At 70.3% G+C, this 17,821-nt stretch carries 20 protein-coding genes; 10 read left to right on the plus strand and 10 right to left on the minus strand.

All coding sequences use genetic code 11. The annotated features are described in order from the left end of the window. Positions 1-154 precede the first annotated feature (154 nt). On the plus strand, positions 155-1,819 hold the full coding sequence (locus ACZ3IG_RS16880) for a YibE/F family protein (RefSeq protein WP_467432689.1): 1,665 nt from the start codon (positions 155-157) through the stop codon (positions 1,817-1,819). Positions 1,820-1,996: 177 nt separating this feature from the next. Here the strand turns inward: ACZ3IG_RS16880 and ACZ3IG_RS16885 are convergent, their stop codons facing one another. The 4 genes from ACZ3IG_RS16885 to ACZ3IG_RS16900 all read right to left on the minus strand — a co-directional run bounded on the left by ACZ3IG_RS16885 (position 1,997) and on the right by ACZ3IG_RS16900 (position 4,268). Then, positions 1,997-2,434 carry an SsgA family sporulation/cell division regulator gene (locus tag ACZ3IG_RS16885; RefSeq protein ID WP_467432692.1) on the minus strand — a complete coding sequence of 146 codons (438 nt, stop codon included), beginning with the start codon at positions 2,432-2,434 and terminating at the stop codon, positions 1,997-1,999. A 98-nt stretch (positions 2,435-2,532) separates the two neighbouring features. Continuing rightward, positions 2,533-3,378, minus strand: coding sequence for an IclR family transcriptional regulator (locus tag ACZ3IG_RS16890; protein WP_467432694.1), 846 nt, complete (start codon positions 3,376-3,378; stop codon positions 2,533-2,535). Between the two features lie 192 nt (positions 3,379-3,570). After that, complete coding sequence (locus ACZ3IG_RS16895; protein WP_467432695.1) at positions 3,571-3,783, minus strand: DUF5326 family protein; 213 nt, start codon at positions 3,781-3,783, stop codon at positions 3,571-3,573. A gap of 167 nt (positions 3,784-3,950) precedes the next feature. Further along, a complete protein-coding gene (locus tag ACZ3IG_RS16900) occupies positions 3,951-4,268 on the minus strand; it encodes a cupin domain-containing protein (protein WP_215169647.1) in 318 nt (105 codons plus the stop codon). A gap of 59 nt (positions 4,269-4,327) precedes the next feature. Between ACZ3IG_RS16900 and ACZ3IG_RS16905 the strand changes: the two genes are divergently transcribed. The 6 genes from ACZ3IG_RS16905 to ACZ3IG_RS16930 all read left to right on the plus strand — a co-directional run bounded on the left by ACZ3IG_RS16905 (position 4,328) and on the right by ACZ3IG_RS16930 (position 9,181). Next, complete coding sequence (locus ACZ3IG_RS16905) at positions 4,328-4,705, plus strand: phage holin family protein (protein WP_467432698.1); 378 nt, start codon at positions 4,328-4,330, stop codon at positions 4,703-4,705. 4 nt (positions 4,706-4,709) lie between these two features. Next, the gene (locus ACZ3IG_RS16910; RefSeq protein WP_467432700.1) at positions 4,710-5,204 is read left to right on the plus strand and encodes a low molecular weight protein-tyrosine-phosphatase; all 495 of its coding nucleotides are present in this window, start codon (positions 4,710-4,712) and stop codon (positions 5,202-5,204) included. Next, positions 5,201-6,376, plus strand: coding sequence for a cystathionine gamma-lyase (locus ACZ3IG_RS16915; RefSeq protein ID WP_467432702.1), 1,176 nt, complete (start codon positions 5,201-5,203; stop codon positions 6,374-6,376). Before ACZ3IG_RS16910 ends, ACZ3IG_RS16915 begins: the two co-directional genes overlap by 4 nt. Before the next feature lie 252 nt (positions 6,377-6,628). Next, entirely contained in the window at positions 6,629-7,534 is a 906-nt protein-coding gene (locus ACZ3IG_RS16920; protein ID WP_467432704.1) for a LysR family transcriptional regulator, read from the plus strand. A 63-nt stretch (positions 7,535-7,597) separates the two neighbouring features. Further along, positions 7,598-8,080, plus strand: a complete 483-nt coding sequence (locus ACZ3IG_RS16925; protein ID WP_467432707.1) for an NUDIX domain-containing protein — start codon at positions 7,598-7,600, stop codon at positions 8,078-8,080. Positions 8,081-8,311: 231 nt separating this feature from the next. Continuing rightward, complete coding sequence (locus ACZ3IG_RS16930; protein ID WP_467432708.1) at positions 8,312-9,181, plus strand: GNAT family N-acetyltransferase; 870 nt, start codon at positions 8,312-8,314, stop codon at positions 9,179-9,181. Positions 9,182-9,251: 70 nt separating this feature from the next. Here ACZ3IG_RS16930 and ACZ3IG_RS16935 read toward each other — a convergent pair whose 3' ends face one another. Then, complete coding sequence (locus ACZ3IG_RS16935) at positions 9,252-9,674, minus strand: GlcG/HbpS family heme-binding protein (RefSeq protein WP_467432711.1); 423 nt, start codon at positions 9,672-9,674, stop codon at positions 9,252-9,254. 161 nt (positions 9,675-9,835) lie between these two features. Then, the gene (locus ACZ3IG_RS16940; protein WP_467432713.1) at positions 9,836-11,041 is read right to left on the minus strand and encodes an MFS transporter; all 1,206 of its coding nucleotides are present in this window, start codon (positions 11,039-11,041) and stop codon (positions 9,836-9,838) included. A gap of 139 nt (positions 11,042-11,180) precedes the next feature. Here ACZ3IG_RS16940 and ACZ3IG_RS16945 point away from each other — a divergent pair, with 139 nt between their 5' ends. Both ACZ3IG_RS16945 and ACZ3IG_RS16950 read left to right on the plus strand, forming a co-directional pair. Beyond that, complete coding sequence (locus ACZ3IG_RS16945; protein ID WP_467432714.1) at positions 11,181-11,645, plus strand: MarR family winged helix-turn-helix transcriptional regulator; 465 nt, start codon at positions 11,181-11,183, stop codon at positions 11,643-11,645. 50 nt (positions 11,646-11,695) lie between these two features. Further along, positions 11,696-12,148, plus strand: coding sequence for a GNAT family N-acetyltransferase (locus tag ACZ3IG_RS16950; RefSeq protein ID WP_467432716.1), 453 nt, complete (start codon positions 11,696-11,698; stop codon positions 12,146-12,148). Positions 12,149-12,199: 51 nt separating this feature from the next. Here ACZ3IG_RS16950 and ACZ3IG_RS16955 read toward each other — a convergent pair whose 3' ends face one another. Beyond that, on the minus strand, positions 12,200-13,585 hold the full coding sequence (locus ACZ3IG_RS16955) for a serine hydrolase domain-containing protein (RefSeq protein ID WP_467432718.1): 1,386 nt from the start codon (positions 13,583-13,585) through the stop codon (positions 12,200-12,202). Positions 13,586-13,660: 75 nt separating this feature from the next. Then, entirely contained in the window at positions 13,661-15,139 is a 1,479-nt protein-coding gene (gene dnaB / locus ACZ3IG_RS16960) for a replicative DNA helicase (protein ID WP_467432721.1), read from the minus strand. 459 nt (positions 15,140-15,598) lie between these two features. Between dnaB and ACZ3IG_RS16965 the strand changes: the two genes are divergently transcribed. After that, a complete protein-coding gene (locus tag ACZ3IG_RS16965; protein WP_467432722.1) occupies positions 15,599-16,936 on the plus strand; it encodes an MATE family efflux transporter in 1,338 nt (445 codons plus the stop codon). Positions 16,937-17,079: 143 nt separating this feature from the next. On the opposite strand, the gene rplI is transcribed toward ACZ3IG_RS16965, so the two are convergent. Next, positions 17,080-17,526, minus strand: a complete 447-nt coding sequence (gene rplI, locus ACZ3IG_RS16970) for a 50S ribosomal protein L9 (protein WP_215169674.1) — start codon at positions 17,524-17,526, stop codon at positions 17,080-17,082. An 18-nt stretch (positions 17,527-17,544) separates the two neighbouring features. Then, the gene (rpsR, locus tag ACZ3IG_RS16975) at positions 17,545-17,781 is read right to left on the minus strand and encodes a 30S ribosomal protein S18 (RefSeq protein ID WP_003949403.1); all 237 of its coding nucleotides are present in this window, start codon (positions 17,779-17,781) and stop codon (positions 17,545-17,547) included. Positions 17,782-17,821: the final 40 nt, after the last annotated feature.

The following is a 17,821-nucleotide window of genomic DNA, read 5'->3' on the forward strand; positions in this document are numbered from 1 at the left end:
GGTGATGTTTCCCGTGAAACATCGCTGGGACGGAGGTCAGCGCCCTCTCAGCCCGGTGCTCCGAGCTCCCGCGTGTATAAAAGGTGCCTCCACGCTAGCGTCAATTCGGGCGCGGTGAACAGATGGCCCCCTTCGTTCTTGCGATGATCGGGCCGTGACCACGACGCAGCATCCCCCCTTCCCCCCGCCCGAACCACGCCGCGGACCGGGCACGGCAGGCGGTGCCGACAGCCGTACCCTCCGCGCTGACGGCTTCCCCTCCGGGGACCACGGACAGGGACAGGGCTCCGTCCCGGGGCAGGGGCAGGGACACGACCGCGGGCACGTCCAGGGGCACGAACACGGGCTGGGGCAAGGGCAGGGGTACGGGCAGGGGGGCGCGAACGCGGGGCCGGGCGGCGGTCATGGTCCCGGTGGCGGACACGGCTCCGGTGACGGACGCGGTCCGGGTGCCGGCGGGCACGGCCCGGGGAACGGCGGACACGGTCCGGGGAACGACGGGCACAGCCCCCTCGGCGGCGGGCACGGGCACTCGCACAGTCACGGTCCGGCGGCTCCCGTCTCCCTGCACCTGCGCAAGGTCATCGCGGCGGTCCTGGTCCCCTTCGCCGCGGCCGTCGTCGTGGGGCTCGCCCTGCTGTGGCCCGGCGGGGCACCGGCGCACGAACGCACCGGGGTGGGGTTCGACCGGCAGACGCAGCAGGCCACGGTCACCAAGGTGCAGGCGATGAGCTGCCAGGAAGTGAACGGCTCCACCATCCCCTCCACCGGCGACACCTCCACCGCGGAGGGCTCCGAGGCCCAGCAGCGGGAGAACGGCACCTGCAAGAAGGCGACGATCCGGGTCGACACCGGCAAGGACAAGGGCCGTACGTTCACCGAGGTCGTGCAGCCCGACCAGTCCCGGCAGCTGAGCCAGGGCCAGAAGGTCGTGGTCTCCTACGAGCCCTCCGCGCCGAAGGACCTCCAGTACTCGGTCTCCGACATCGACCGCGGGTTCCCGATGGCACTGCTCGCCGGGATCTTCGCGCTCGCCGTCGTGGTCGTGGGGCGGCTGCGGGGCGTGATGGCGCTGGTCGCGCTGGCCATCAGCTTCCTGGTGCTCAACTTCTTCATCCTGCCCGCGATCCTGCAGGGCTCCAACCCGCTGCTCGTGGCCGTGATCGGGTCGAGCGCCATCATGCTGATCGCCCTGTATCTGTGCCACGGGCTGTCGGCCCGTACGTCCGTGGCGGTGCTCGGCACCCTGGTCTCGCTGGTGCTGATCGGCGTCCTCGGTTCGCTCTTCATCGGCTGGGCCGCGCTGACCGGGGACACGGACGACAACACCGGCCTGATCCACGGCCTGTACCCGTCGATCGACATGAGCGGTCTGCTGCTGGCAGGGGTCATCATCGGTTCCCTCGGTGTGCTGGACGACGTGACGGTGACGCAGACGTCGGCGGTCTGGGAACTGCACGAGGCCAATCCGACGATGGGCCGGCGGGGCCTGTACCGCGCGGGCATCCGGATCGGCCGCGACCACATCGCGTCCGTCGTCAACACACTCGTCCTCGCCTACGCGGGTGCCGCGCTGCCGTTGCTGTTGCTGTTCTCGATCGCGCAGAGCAGCGTCGGCTCGGTCGCCAACAGCGAGCTGGTCGCGGAGGAGATCGTGCGCACGCTGGTCGGCTCGATCGGCCTGGTGGCGTCGGTACCGGTGACGACGGCTCTCGCGGCGCTGGTCGTCTCGGCCGACCGGCCGGGCCCCGGCGAGGCTCCCGCGGGTGCCGCCCCGGCCGCGGCCCGCGGGGGGCGGGGCCGCCGCCGTAAGCGGTAGCGCTGCCGTGGGTCCGGCGAGCGCTGGAAGCACCGGTGGCCCCTCGACTGCGACGGCGTACCCGGACGACTCCGAACCGCTCCGCACCCCTCTGGCAAAACCCCCGCAGGATCGTTCCGGCACAGTGGCCACCGTCCGGCGAAGCGTTACGCCACCTCTACGAGGCCGCCCGAACGCTCAGCCCGCGCTCTGTTCCTCGGCCAGGATGCGGTCCAGCGCCTCGTCGAGGTGGGCATCGAAGTCGGCGAGCATCCCCTCCTGACCCAGCGGCACCAGCTTGTCGGTGCGGTCGAGGAAGGCCACGAGCGGTGCCGCCGAGGAGCGGAACAGGGCCTGGTCGGCACCCACCTGAAGGCGGATCAGCACCTCGGTCAGCGGCTCGGGGTCGACGGGCGCGATGCGCACGTCCCCGTCACCGCAGGGGCGGCCCACCCCGTCGATCAGCAGCTCACGCCCGAAGGCCCAGGTCACCGGGGCGTCGCCGGGCAGATGGAAGGTCAGTCGCACGGCGTAGGGATCACTGGTCTCGTAGCGCAGCTCCACCGGGATACGGAAGGAGAGCTCCTCGGAGACGAGAAAGCTCATCATGACCTCTGCCTGTACGGACTCACGCATCGCATACCCCGTCATTCGCCGTCGACTGGCCGGGAATCAACCTCTAACACTGGTGGCATCTTGCTGAACGTACACACCAGATCACAAGGAGTTAGTTTTCACATACTGATAGAGGGCGAAAGCGACCCCAGGATTCGCCCCACCTCGCCCTGTAACTGGCGCAGTGCGGGCAGCAACCGGTCGGCCTGGCGCACGGGCAGGGAGATGGCCACCGTCGCCACCGTGCTGCCGACGGTGAGCGGGATAGCCCCGCACACCGTGCCCAGCGCGTACTCCTGGTACTCGGTCACCGGCTCGCTGCGGCCCACGCGCTCCAGCCGCTTCAGCAGGCTGTGGTCGTCGCGCACGGTGTACCGGGTGACGGGCCGGACCGGATGGCGGTCGAGATGGTCCCGGCGGGCCGCCTCGTCCAGCTGTGCCAGCAGGCACTGCCCGATGGCGTGCGCGTGCGCCGTCTCACGGAAGTCCGCCCACTCCTCGACCGCGGGAGCGCCCGGCGTGTCGGCGACGCACACGATGTCGACCTCCCCGTCGCGGTACATCGCGTAGTACACGGGGGCGCCGATCGTCTCGCTCAGCCCCGCGAGGACCTCCGCCAGCGCGCTGCGACGTTTCTGCTGTGCTCCGCTGCTGCTCAGCCGCTCGGCCGCCTCCCCGAGGAAGAACAGACCCTTGTCGCGGCGCAGATAGCCCTCGTGCACCAGGGTGCGCAGCAGGTGGTACGCCGTGGGCAGCGCCAGCCCGGTCTCCCGGGCCAGTTGCTTGGCGGGGGCGCCGTACCGGTGCCCGGCCACGCACTCCAGCAGGCGCAGCGCCCGCTGCACGGAGCCGATGAGGGTCCCGGAGGGAGGGTCCGGGGGCGGTGCGTCCGTGGTGGGAGCCGGGGAGCGGGGCTGTGTGGGGAGGGCGGGCGGATGGACTGGTGCGGTGTCAGCCGTGGCCAAGGGTCACTCCCGGAGCGAGGGGGCAGCCGTTGCGGGGAACACGGGTGGGGGTGTACGCCGCTGCGGGGTCGCCCCCGCCTGGAGTTCCGGACTTTAACCGCCTGTCACCGCTCGCAGGCGGCCTGCCGGGGAAATGTCCCTCGCGCGAGGGACCCGGCGGTTCCCGTTACCCCCACCGGTGCCCCGCCGGCCTCACCAGTCGCCGCGTGAGGAGGAGTTCGACATGAACTTGCGCACGATGTAGATCAGTCCGCCGACCAGGGCCACGAAGACCAGCACCTTGAAGAGCAGCCCGATCACGAAGCCGACCACGCTGGCGATCATGCCGCCGAACACGACCAGGGCGATGACCGGCACCGCGATCCACTTCACCCACCACGGCAGTCCCGCGAGACTCTCACGCATCGCCCTCGTCCTCGTCTCTCCCGTTCCCGGGGATCTCCCGGTGTCCGGGAATCCTGATGTCCTGCACTCGATGCTAGGCGGCGGGTGTCCGGTACGGGGGCCCGGCAGCCCTTGTCCTCCCCTGACCGATCCCCTAGGGAATCCGGGGGCGCGGCTCGGACTTCCGGTCAGCCCTCGGGCGGCGAGAAGACCACCAGCACCCTGAGGTCCTCGCTGATGTGGTGGAACTTGTGGGCGACCCCGGCCGGCACGTACACCACGCTGCCGCGGGCCACCTCGGTCGTCTCCATGCCGACGGTGATCGCGGCCCGGCCGCTGACCACGAAGTACACCTCGTCCTGCGCGTGCGGCTGCTGCGGGTCGGAGGTTCCCGCGTCGAGCGCGTACAGCCCGACCGACATGTTCCGCTCCCGCAGGAACTGCAGGTAGGCGCCGTCGTTGGCGGCGCGCTCCGCCTCCAGTTCGTCCAGCCGGAATGCCTTCATCGCCTCGTCCGCCCCTGCTTCACCATTGGTTGCCGATCGTGTCTGCCACGATCAGACACATGAAGAATTTCGTAGTCAAGACGATCGCCAACGCGGCGGCCCTGGCGGTCGCGGTGTGGCTCATCGACAAGATCACGCTGACCGGGGGCGGCACCGGCGAGAAGACCGCCACGCTGATCCTCGTCGCGCTGGTCTTCGGCCTGGTGAACCTTCTGGTGAAGCCGATCGTCCAGGTGCTGACGTTTCCGTTGTTCATCCTGACCCTCGGCCTGTTCACCCTGGTGGTGAACGCGCTGATGCTGCTGCTCACCTCATGGCTGGCCGACGTGCTCGATCTCAGCTTCCATGTGGAGGGGTTCTGGACCGCCGTCCTCGGCGGCCTGATCGTCTCGATCGTCTCCTGGGCCCTGAACCTGGTCCTGCCCGACAAGGACTGACCCCATGACCTACCGCGTCTGTTTCGTCTGCAGCGGCAACATCTGCCGCTCCCCGATGGCCGAGGCCGTCTTCCACGCGCGCGTGGCGGACGCCGGGCTCGACGGCCTGGTCGAGGCCGACAGCGCCGGCACCGGCGGCTGGCACGAGGGCGAGGGCGCGGACCCGCGCACCATGGACGTCCTGGCGGCCGGTGGTTACGCCCTCGACCACACGGCCCGGCAGTTCCACGCCTCCTGGTTCTCCCGCCTGGACCTCGTCATCGCCCTCGACTCCGGCCATCTCAGGGCGCTGCGCCGGCTGGCGCCCACCGCGCGGGACGCCGCCAAGGTGCGCCTGCTGCGCTCCTACGATCCCGCCGCCGACGCCGACGACCTCGACGTACCCGACCCCTACTACGGGGGCAGGGACGGCTTCGAGGAGTGCCTTGAGATGGTGGAGGCGGCGAGCGACGGTCTGCTCGCCGCCGTACGTGAGCAAGTGGAAGGACAGGCGGCATGAACGATTCCGCTACCCAGGGGCGCGTTTCCACAAAGGCAGCGCTTCCGCAGGACGCGGGTGACGGCACGCGCGCCGTGCGCGCCGGGCTGCCCGAGCCGGTCAAACACGAGCCGACCCTGCCCGGCCCGGTGTTCGCCGCCCACTTCCATCTGCCGGGCGACCCCACGGGTCCGTACACGTACGGCCGCGACGAGAACCCCACCTGGACGCTGCTGGAACGCGCCATCGGCGGGCTGGAGGCGCCGGGGCGCGACGACGTGGAGACGCTCGTGTTCGCCTCCGGCATGGCGGCGATCTCCTCGGTGCTCTTCTCGCAGCTGCGCGCCGGCGACGCGGTCGTGCTGCCGAACGACGGCTACCAGGCGCTGCCGCTGGTGCGTGCGCAGCTGGAGGCGTACGGCATCGAGGTGCGCACCGCGCCGACCGGCGGGGACGCCCAGCTCGGCGTGCTGGACGGGGCGAAACTGCTGTGGATCGAGTCGCCCTCCAACCCCGGCCTGGACGTCTGCGACATCCGGCGGCTCGCCGAGGCGGCACGCGCGCGTGGCGCGCTGGTCGCCGTCGACAACACCCTGGCCACGCCGCTGGGGCAGCGCCCGCTGGAACTCGGCGCGGACTTCGTGGTGGCCAGCGGCACCAAGCAGCTCACCGGCCACGGTGACATCCTCCTCGGGTACGTCGCCGGCCGCGGCGGCGACGCCATGACCGCGGTACGGCGCTGGCGCAAGATCGTCGGTGCGATCCCCGGGCCCATGGAGGCGTGGCTCGCCCACCGTTCGCTCGCCACGCTCCACCTGCGCGCCGACCGGCAGAACGCCACCGCGCTCAAGGTCGCCGAGGTCCTGCGAACCCGCCCTGAGGTCACCGGCCTGCGGTACCCGGGGCTGCCCGACGACCCGTCGCACGAGATCGCCTCGCGGCAGATGCGCCGCTATGGGTGCGTGGTCTCCTTCACGCTGCCCACGCGCGCGCGTGCCGATCGTTTCCTGGAGGCGCTGCGCCTGGTGGACGACGCGACGAGCTTCGGCGGCCTGCGGTCCACCGCGGAGCGGCGCGGGCGGTGGGGCGGTGACGCGGTGCCGGAGGGCTTCGTCCGCCTGTCGGTCGGTGCCGAGGACCCGGAGGACCTGGTGGCCGATCTGCTGCGGGCACTGGACGTGTCGGCGGACTGACCCGGCCGCGTCCCCTGGCAGGGCGGGCGTTTCCTGGCAGGGTGGGCGTTTCCTGGCAGGGCGGGCGGTCCGAGCCTCCCCCCTCGTGGCTCGGACCGCCCTCGGTTCCGCGCGCGAAGAACCGCGTGCACAAGGCTAGTTGACTCTGTGTCAGTGTCCAATCACAGTAGCGACAGGGTCCTATCGACATTTTTATAGTGGGGCGGTGCCGAGGGGGCCGGGGGAAGGACGACGGAAGAGGGGACAAGTTTCGTGGATCTGGCCTTGCTGCGGACGTTCGTGACGGTGCACCGGGCTGGTTCCTTCACCCGTGCCGCCGCCCTGCTCGGCCTCTCCCAGCCCGCCGTCACCTCCCAGATCCGCACACTGGAACGGCAGCTGGGCAGGCCGCTCTTCCTGCGCCAGGCCCGCGGCGTGACCCCCACGACCATCGGCGACGAACTGGCGCACAAGGCCGCACCCCACCTCGACGCCCTGGTCGAGATAGCCGAGACCGGTCTCGACGACGAGTCGTCCTTACGGACGCTGCATCTGGCCGGGCCCCCTGAGTTCACCGCCGAGCGGGCCCTGCCCGCGCTCACGGAGCTCATTGGCGAGGACAGCCAGGGTTTCGCCCTGCGCGCCTCCTTCGGCAACGCGGACGAGACGCTGGACGGTCTGGCCGCCGGACATCATGATCTGGCCATCAGTACGGCCCGTCCGCGTGGTGCTCTGCTCACGGCGACTCCGCTCTGCGACGAGGAACACGTCCTGGTCGGCGCTCCTCGCTGGGCCAAGCAGATCGATGCCGCGCAGCGGGCCGGCACCAAAACGTCCGCGTTGGAGCGCGTCCCCGTGGTCGAGGTGCACGAGTCGCTGCCCTTCGTGGCCCGCTACTGGGCCTCCGTCTTCGACGCGTGCCCGACCACCCCGGGAACGATCATCGTCCCCGATCTGCGGGCGGTGCTCGCCTGCTCCGTCGCGGGTGCCGGGCTGGCGGTACTGCCCCGCTACCTGGGCGCCGAGGCGCTGAAGCGCGGCGACCTGGTCTCCCTGCATGACCCGGCGGTGCCGCCGCTGCGGACGTACTTCCTGGCGGTGCGCACCGGCACCCTGGCGATGCCGCACATCGCACGGGCCCATGAGTGGCTGTTGCAGGCTGCTGCCGACTGGGACTGAGCATGCCCGTCCGGGGACGTTCCACGATGTTTCACGTGGAACCAGCCGGGCCACATTTCCCCCATGACCGACCGACCCGTGGTCAAGCGCACCGCCCGTGCCGTACTCCTGGACGGCGCCGACCTGATCCTCATCAAGCGCACCAAGCCCGGTGTGGATCCCTACTGGGTCACCCCCGGCGGAGGGGTCGAACCGGAGGACTCGACCGTCGTCGACGCCCTGCACCGCGAGGTGCACGAGGAACTCGGCGCCAAGATCACCGACGTGGTGCCCTGTTTCGTGGACACGGTGGAACACATCGGCGAGGACGGCGGCGCCACGGGCGTGAAGGTGCAGCACTTCTTCGTCTGCCGTCTGGAGTCCATGGACCCGGCCCAGCGGCATGGCCCCGAGGTGGAGGAGCCGGCCGGCGAGTACGAGATCGTCCGGGTGCCGTTCACGCGGGTCGGCATCGCGTCGGTGCACCTCGTCCCGCTGTCACTGCGGCACTATCTGGACGGCAACATCGAGGGGGTGCGCGCCCTGCACGCCTCCGACCTGGGCTGATACCAGGACGCTCAGGGTGACGGATGAGGAGGGCCTCCGGGGAGGCGTCTGCCCGTCTGTCTCCGACCCGCCCGCCGTTTGGAGCGACATCCCGCGTTCGCCGCTGTTTCACGTGAAACACCGCTGCGGGACCACCAGGCCGCACACGTCACCCATGACATGGCCAAAAGCCTGTGCGCTTCCCCGGAAACAGGTGGACGGCAGAGGCCACCGTCAGACAGCCTGGCCCGCGTGCCGACTCCTTCCCTCGCCGCTCTGCCGATCCGACGCCTGACCTTCCGCGATCTCGCCGCGTGCGCCGATCTGTCCCAGGACCGTGGCTGGCTCCGCGAAGAACACAAGTGGGGCCTGCTCCTCACAGCCGGGCAGGGCTACGGCATCGACGACCCCGGTGGCGGACTGGTCGCGGCCTGCACCGTCACCGAGTACGGCCCTCCTGGACGCCCGGCGCTCGCGGCCGTCGGCATGGTGCTGGTCGCCGCGCGGCACGCCCGCCGAGGAGTCGGACGCCGGCTCATGCGCCACGTCATGTCGACGACGGGTCCCACGCCACTGACCTTGCACGCGACCCCGAACGGCCGGCCGCTCTACGAAGAGCTGGGCTTCAAGGTCACCGGCAGCGCGGAAATGGTCCGCGGGCACTTCTCGCCGGACGGCGGCCCCGCGTCCCGGATCACCACGCGGGCGGCCACGGCCGACGACCTGACCGCGGTGGTGCGACTCGACGGGGAGGTCTTCGGGACGGATCGCACGCACATCCTCGCGCGGCTGCCCGCCTTCGCCCACCGGCTGCGGGTCGCGGAGGAGGACGGCCGGCTCATCGGCTACGCCGCGGCCTGGCCCAACACGGACAGCCATGTGGTCGGCCCGCTCATCGCCCGTGACACGGAGACGGCCAAGGCCCTGCTCTCCTCCCTTGCCGCACAGACCGACGGCCCGCTGCGCACGGACATCGACGTACGGCACGAGGAACTGCTGGCCTGGGTGAAGGCCCGTGGCCTGTCGTCCGTCGCCCACAACGCGGTGATGACCCATGGCATCACCGCGCTGCCGGGGGACTGGAGCCGCCGCTTCGCTCCGCTGACGGTCGCGGCCGGCTGACCTGGCACGGCCCGCCCGGCGAGCGGGCCGTGCCTCCGGTCCGTCCGTCGGTCCGTCCGTCCGTCGGTCCTCAGGTCAGGGACTCCACGGCGGCCGAGGCGAAGGCGTGGTCCTGCTCCGGGGCCCCGCCGCCGACACCGATGGCGCCGATCAGCCGGCCGTCGCGGTGGACCGGCACGCCGCCCGCGATGAACAGCAGCGGCCGGTCCAGCGCGGTGGGCAGTGTGTGGAAGACGCCACCGGGCTGTACCGCCTCGACCAGGTCGGCGGTGGGGGTGTCCAGCTGGAGCGCCGTGTACGCCTTGCGGGTGCTCGTCTCCCCGGAGATCAGCACGGCCCGGTCGTCACGCCGGAAGGCGATCAGGTGACCGCCCGCGTCGAGGACGGTGACGCTGACCCGGACCCCGGCGTCCTCGGCGGCGCGGTACGCGGCGGTGACGAGGGCTTCGGCGTCCTGGATGGTCAGCGGGGCGGGGGCTGTGGTGGTGGTCATCAGGGTTTTCCTTTTCTGCGTGGGGTTACTGCGGGGGTTTCCGCGAGGGTGTCCAAGGGGGCGTTGTGGGCCCCCTGTGTGTGGCTGTGGGCCCCGCTGCGCCCGGGTTCCGCGACCGCCTCCGGCAGGAGGCCGCGACCGGGGGAGGTGGACAGGGTTGTTCAGTGAACGGTGGTGCGCTGCCCGGTCGGCAGGGAGCCCGTGACGACCGTGCTGCGCGCACCGTCGCGCCGTTCGAGGGCGGCCGAGAGGAAGGCGAGGACCAAGGCCGCAGCGGCCAGGGCGGCACCCACCCAGTTCGGGGCGGTGTAGCCGAATCCGGCGGCGATGACGAGGCCGCCGAGCCAGGCGGACAGCGCGTTGCCCAGGTTGAAGGCACCGATGTTCACGGCGGAGGCCAGGGTCGGGGCTCCGTGTGCCTGGTCGAGGACACGCTTCTGCAGCGGCGGAACGGTCGCGAAACCGAGGGCGCCGATCAGCACGATGGTCACGGCCGCCGTGATCTCGTTGTGCGCGGTGAGCGTGAACAGCGCCAGCACCACGGCCAGGGCGCTCAGGGAGACGTACAGCAGGGGCATCGTGGCCCGGTCGGCCAGCCGGCCGCCGGCCAGATTGCCGCCGACCATGCCGAGGCCGAAGAGCACCAACAGCCAGGTGACCGAGGTGTCGGCGAAGCCGGCGACGTGGGTCATCATCGGCGCGATGTAGGTGATGGCCGCGAAGACCCCGCCGAATCCGAGGACGGTCATCGCCATCGCGAGCAGGACCTGGACGTTCCGGAAGGCGGCCAGCTCGTGCCGGAGCCGCACCCCCTCCGGCTTCGGCAGGTCGGGGACCAGCTTCGCGATGCCGGCCAGGCCGACGACACCGAGCGCGGCGACGAGGCCGAAGGTGACCCGCCAGCCGACGGACTGACCGACAAGGGTGCCCAGCGGGACACCGACCACGTTGGCGACGGTCAGCCCGGTGAACATCATGGCGATGGCTCCGGCCTTCTTGTCGGGAGCCACGAGATCGGCGGCGACGACCGAGCCGATCCCGAAGAAGGCGCCATGGGCGAGCGAGGCCACCACCCGGCCGGTCACCATGACCCAGAAGGCGGGGGCGAGAGCGGACAGCAGATTGCCGACGATGAACAGCCCCATCAGCAGCATCAGCATCCGTTTGCGGGGGATCCTGGTGCCGAGGACGGTCATCAGCGGGGCGCCGAACATGACGCCGAGGGCGTAGCCGGTCACCAGGAACCCGGCGGTCGGAATGGAGACCCCGTAGTCACCGGCGACCTCGGGCAGCAGCCCCATGATCACGAACTCGGTCGTTCCGATCCCGAAGGCCCCGATCGCCAGGGCGAGGAGCGCGAGAGGCATGGGCGGGTACACCTTTCCAGAGTTTGCAGGAGCGCTTGAACCGCGCCCACAATAGTTGCACACGCTGGCTAACGGCAAACGCCATCTATTGCATTCCTGGCTTACGCTTGTCTCAGCCGCTCCGGGACGGAGGAACGCCATGACAGCGACAGACCCCGCACTCACCGCCCTCGCCCAGGGATGGTGCGCCCTCTCCCTGCTCCACGGGAGGATCGAGACCCACATCGAGCGCGCCCTGCAGGCCGGTCACGGCCTCAGCGTGCGCGAGTACTCCCTGCTCGACGTACTCAGCCGCCAGCACGACGGCGACGGAGGGCATCTGCAGATGAAGCAGGTCGCCGACGCGGTGGTGCTCAGTCAGAGCGCCACCACCCGCCTGGTGACCCGTCTTGAGGACCGTGGCCTGCTGGAGCGCTACCTCTGCCCCACCGACCGTCGCGGCATCTACACCAATGTCACCGAGGACGGTCTGAAGCTGCTGGAGGAAGCCCGGCCCACCAACGACACCGCGCTGCGTGAAGCCCTCGACGAGGCCTCGCGCAACCCCGACATCGCCCCGCTGGTCCGAGCCATCGAGACCCTGAAGGCACCGGTCCCCGCCTGACCCGCTCGGAACCGCCGCCCTGCCGCCGCCCCCTGCGTAGGGTGCGGGACATGGGAGATCTTGAAATAAGGCCGGCCGTCGAGGACGACATCGCCGCGATCGTCGCCATGCTGGCCGACGACCCGCTGGGCGCCCAGCGCGAGTCGCCCGACGACCTGAGTCCGTACCTGGCCGCTTTCGAGCGGCTCCGCACCGACCCGAACCAGCGACTGGTCACCGCCGTGCGCGCGGGACGGGTCGTGGGCACGCTCCAGCTGACCGTCATCCCCGGCCTGTCCCGGCGCGGCGCGACCCGGTCGGTGATCGAGGCCGTACGTATCCACGCCGACGAGCGCGGCAGCGGCCTCGGGACACAGCTCATCCAGTGGGCGATCGATGAGTCACGTCGACTCGGATGTGCCCTGGTGCAGCTGACCTCCGACGCCAGCCGCACCGACGCGCACCGTTTCTATGAGCGGCTCGGCTTCTCGGCATCCCACGTGGGCTTCAAGCTCCAGCTCTGACAAGGCCGACCGGGAGTGCCCTGTTTCACGTGAAACGGGCGCTCCCGCCGCTCAGCCGATCCCCCGCCACCCCTCCGGGTCCACCCCGCCCGGCACGGGAGCGTCCTCGTCGTACGGCTTCCGCGTGAAGACGAACGACCCGAGGTCGAGATGGCTCACGGTTCCGTCCGGGCGCCGCACGGCCCGCAGCAGTTCACCGGCGTAGTAGCCCTCCAGGCCGCGCCAGGTACCGTCGCCGTTGGGCCGGAACCGCGAGCGCCGGCCACCGCCCGCCAACGGCTCCAGGCAGACACCCGCGTCGGCGGTGAGACGCAGGACGAAGGCGCTCGTCCCCCAGTACCACGGCCCCGCCAGCTCCAGCAGGGCCGTGTCGGCTTCCGGCAACGGCCGCCAGGGCTCGGGAATCCGCGGCTCGGCCTCCGCGACGATGCGGACCAGGTCGGCGCCCACCGCGGACAGCTGCGGACCCGAGGTGCAGTTGGCCAGCACCACCGCCGCGACGGCGTCCTCGACACCGATGGTGAGGTTGGCCAGGAAACCCGGCAGCGAGCCGGAGTGCCCCACCAGCATCCGTCCGTCCCCGTGCGTGATCTGCAGACCGAGGCCGTACGCCATGCCGTCCGCGACATCCGCAGCCTCGGCGGGTGCCGCCGGCGCCCGCATCTCCCGCACGCTCTCCGTGCTCAGCACCTTGTCGTCCCCGTACGTCAGGAACACGGCGAACCGTGCCAGGTCCCCGGCCGTCGACCAGAGCTGACCGGCCGGCGCCATCCGCCCCAGGTCCTCCACGGGCTCGGCCTGCATCACGTCCGCCCACGGATGCACCGCCCAGCCGCCCGCGTACGGCGGACGGGGACGCGTGCTCGTACGCGTCAGCCCCAGCGGTTCGAGGACCTCCCGGCGCAGTACGTCCTCCCAGGGAGCCCCGCGCACCTCCTCGACCAACGCGCCGAGCAGGGTGTAGCCGGGATTCGAGTAGTGGTGCCGGCGTCCCACCGGATGAAGGAGCGGCTCTTCGCCCAGCACATCGGCGAGTCCGGGACGGAGGGAACCGGGCGTCCGCTCCCACCATGGCCCCGGCGACTCGGCCGCCAGACCACCGGTGTGCGCGAGCAGCCCGGCGATCGTGGCCTCCCCCGCCCCGGTGCCCGGCACGTGCTTCTCCAGCCGGTCCCCCAGGTCGAGCAGGCCCTCGTCCCTCAGGCGCAGGACGAGAACGGCCGTGAAGGTCTTGGTGATCGATCCGATCCGGTACTGCACGTCCGCGTCCGGGGAGTGCCCGTCCACCGATGTCCGCGCACCGTGCCAGACGGTCCGCCCGCCGCGGACGACCGCAGCGGTCAGGGACGGTGCCCGGCCCGCGGACTGGGCCACGGCGATCCGGTGCAGCAGCGCACGGCGGGTGGCGGGAAGCAGGTCTTCCTCAGGTGACGTCATGGCCCCAGTCCACCCGCCCGGACCCCCCGAGTCGAGCTCATTTCCGGAGGGCCGAGGCGGCTCCACGGATCTGGATCAGGTCTGTGCCATGTCCACGAAGCGCGAGTAGTGCCCCTGGAAAGCGACCGTGATCGTCGCGGTCGGGCCGTTTCGGTGCTTGGCCACGATCAGGTCGGCCTCGCCCGCCCGCGGCGACTCCTTCTCGTAGGCGTCCTCGCGGTGCAGCAGGATGACCATGTCCGCGTCCTGCTCGATGGAACCGGACTCACGCAGGTCGGAGACCATCGGTTTCTTGTCCGTGCGCTGCTCGGGACCACGGTTGAGCTGGGAGAGCGCGATGACCGGGATCTCCAGCTCCTTGGCCAGCAGCTTGAGGTTACGGGACATGTCCGAGACCTCCTGCTGCCGGCTCTCGGCGCGCTTGGAGCCGCCGGACTGCATCAACTGGAGGTAGTCGATGACGACCAGCTTCAGGTCGTTGCGCTGCTTGAGGCGGCGGCACTTGGCGCGGATCTCCATCATCGACAGGTTCGGGGAGTCGTCGATGTAGAGCGGAGCCGCCGAAACGTCCGGCATCCGGCGCGCCAGCCGCGTCCAGTCGTCGTCGGTCATCGTGCCCGACCGCATGTGGTGCAGGGCGACCCGGGCCTCGGCGGACAGCAGACGCATCGCGATCTCGTTGCGCCCCATCTCCAGGGAGAAGACGACACTGGGCAGGTTGTGCTTGATCGACGCGGCCCGCGCGAAGTCCAGCGCCAGCGTCGACTTACCCATGGCGGGACGCGCCGCGATGACGATCATCTGCCCGGGATGCAGTCCGTTGGTCAGCGAGTCGAAGTCGGTGAACCCGGTGGGCACCCCGGTCATCTCGCCGCTGCGCGAGCCGATCGCCTCGATCTCGTCGAGCGCGCCCTCCATGATGTCGCCGAGCGGCAGGTAGTCCTCACTGGTCCGCTGCTCGGTGACCGCGTAGATCTCCGCCTGCGCCCGATTGACGATCTCATCGACGTCGTCGTCGGCCGCGTACCCCATCTGCGTGATCCGCGTGCCCGCCTCGACCAGGCGGCGCAGGACGGCCCGCTCGTGGACGATCTCGGCGTAGTGCGGGGCGTTGGCCGCCGTGGGCACGGTCTGGACAAGGGTGTGCAGATACGACGCCCCGCCGACCTTGTTGATCTCGCCCCGCTTGGTCAGCTCGGCGGAGATCGTGATCGGGTCGGCGGGCTCGCCCTTGGCGTAGACGTCGAGGATCGCCTGGTAGATCGTCTCGTGGGCCGGCTTGTAGAAGTCGTGGCCCTTGAGGATCTCCACCACGTCGGCGATGGCGTCCTTGGACAGCAGCATGCCGCCGAGCACCGACTGCTCGGCGTCCAGGTCCTGCGGGGGGACCCGCTCGAACGCCGGGCCCGCGCCGTCCCAGACACCGCTCTCCCGGCCGCGCTCGTGCTGGTCGTCACGGCCACGCGCCCCGTCACCCCGGCGGCGGGAGGCGGGCAGACGATCGCTTGGGCCGCTGTCGGCCCACGGCTCGTCCAAGGGCTCGGAAATGCTCACCGAGCCACCTCCTCCCGTCCGCGGTGCGGACCTCGCCGTGCCCCTCAGTTCTACGGCACGGCACTGACAAATAAGAGGCCCAACTCCGGTTCCGGCGCAGCGGATTTATGCCGTTTCGCGAACCGGTGGACGGAGCGGGCGCCGGACCACCGTAGGCCCGTCGGCACCGTCAGCCAATCTGGTTATCCACAGGCCATGTGGACGACGGCCCAGATGCTGTGGAGAACTCCGCGAAACCTGTGCACGACCCGGTGGACAGCCCTGTGAACAAGCCCTCGCCGTCCCCCGCACGACGGCTGTGACCAGCGCTTTCACCATCCACCGGCTGTGCAGAAGAAAAACTTGCCCGGTCGGATCAAGATCGATGTGGACCGTACACGGATATACACACACTGAGACATAAAGTAAGGGTCACAATAGCTTTGCATCTCTTACCTGTGGAAGATTAGATTGGTGCTCATGACACAGGCCTCCGCGCGCTCCCGCCCCACCCGGGCCCGGCACGACCGAGAGATCATCGCTCTGGCCGTCCCCGCCTTCGGCGCGCTCGTCGCCGAGCCGCTCTTCGTCATGGCCGACAGTGCGATCGTCGGCCATCTCGGCACCGCCCAACTCGCCGGCCTCGGCGTCGCCTCGGCCCTGCTGACCACCGCCGTCAGCATCTTCGTCTTCCTCGCCTACGCCACCACGGCGGCCGTCTCCCGGCGCGTCGGCGCGGACGATCTCCAGTCCGCCATCCGGCAGGGCATGGACGGCATCTGGCTGGCCCTGCTGCTCGGAGCCGCCGTCATCGCCGTGGTCCTGCCCACGGCTCCGTCGCTCGTCGAGCTCTTCGGCGCCTCCGACACCGCGGCCCCCTACGCCACCACCTATCTGCGCATCTCCTCGCTCGGCATCCCCGCCATGCTCGTCGTGCTCGCGGCGACCGGTGTCCTGCGCGGCCTCCAGGACACCCGGACACCCCTGTACGTCGCCGTCGGAGGCTTCGTCGCGAACGCCGTCCTCAACGCCGGGCTGGTCTACGGTGCTGGCCTCGGCATCGCGGGCTCCGCCTGGGGCACGGTCATCGCCCAGTGCGCGATGGCCGCCGTCTATCTCGTGGTCGTCGTCCGCGGCGCGCGTCGGCACGGCGCCTCGCTGCGGCCGGACCTCGCCGGGATCAGGACCTCCGCCCAGGCCGGCGTACCGCTGCTGGTCCGTACGCTCTCACTGCGGGCGATCCTGATGATCACGACGGCTGTGGCGGCCCGCCTCGGTGACGCCGATATCGCGGCTCACCAGATCATCCTGTCCCTGTGGAGCCTGCTCGCCTTCGCTCTCGACGCCATCGCCATCGCCGGACAGGCCATCATCGGGCGCTATCTGGGCGCCGGTGACGGACAAGGGGCCCGGGACGTCTGCCGTCGCATGGTCCAGTGGGGCGTCGCGGTAGGAGTCGTGCTCGGTGTGCTGGTGGTGGTCACCCGGCCGGCCTTTCTGCCGCTGTTCACCGGTGACTCCGCGGTCAAGGACGCGGCCCTGCCCGCTCTGGTGGTCGTAGCGCTGTCCCAGCCGGTCTGTGGCGTCGTCTTCGTCCTGGACGGCGTCCTGATGGGCGCGGGCGACGGCCCCTACCTGGCCTGGGCGATGCTGGTCACCCTGGCGGCCTTCACCCCGGTGGCGTTGCTCGTCCCCGTCTACGGCGGCGGACTCACCGCCCTGTGGGCGGCCATGACACTGATGATGACCGTCCGTCTGGCCACGCTGTGGCTGCGGACACGCTCCGGCCGCTGGGTCGTCACGGGTGCCACGCGCTGACCGTTTCACGTGAAACAACGGGCAGCGGCGTGAAACACGCGCTGTCGCCGCACGCGTCGGCGCAAAGCCTCCCGCACGCGAGGAGGGGGCCGCGTCCCAGAAGGACACGGCCCCCTCACTCAACCGCTGAGCGGGTACGGCACTCAGGCCGCGACCACCTCGAGGTTGACCTTGGCGTCGACCTCGGGGTGCAGACGCACGGACGTCTCGTGGGCGCCCAGCGTCTTGATCGGCGAGCCGACCTCGATGCGGCGCTTGTCGACCTCGGGGCCACCGGCAGCCTTGATCGCCGAGGCGATGTCGGCCTGGGTGACGGAACCGAAGAGACGACCGGCCTCGCCGGCACGGACGGCCAGGCGGACCTTGACGCCCTCGAGCTGGGCCTTCACCTGGTTGGCCTGCTCGATGGTCTGGATCTCGTGGATCTTGCGAGCGCGACGGATCTGCTCGACGTCCTTCTCGCCGCCCTTGGTCCAGCGGATGGCGAACTTCCGCGGGATCAGGTAGTTGCGAGCGTAACCGTCCTTGACGTCGACGACGTCGCCCGCGGCACCGAGGCCGGAGACCTCGTGGGTGAGGATGATCTTCATGAGTCGGTCACCCTTCCCTTATCGCGCGGTGGAGGTGTAGGGCAGCAGCGCCATCTCACGGCTGTTCTTCACGGCCGTGGCGACGTCACGCTGGTGCTGGGTGCAGTTGCCGGTCACGCGGCGGGCACGGATCTTGCCGCGGTCGGAAATGAACTTCCGCAGCATGTTCGTGTCCTTGTAGTCCACGTACGTGACCTTGTCCTTGCAGAAAGCGCAGACCTTCTTCTTCGGCTTGCGCACAGGCGGCTTCGCCATGGTGATTCTCCTGTGTGATCAAGAAGTGTGGGTACGAACC

This window comes from Streptomyces sp. NPDC016677, assembly GCF_055562815.1.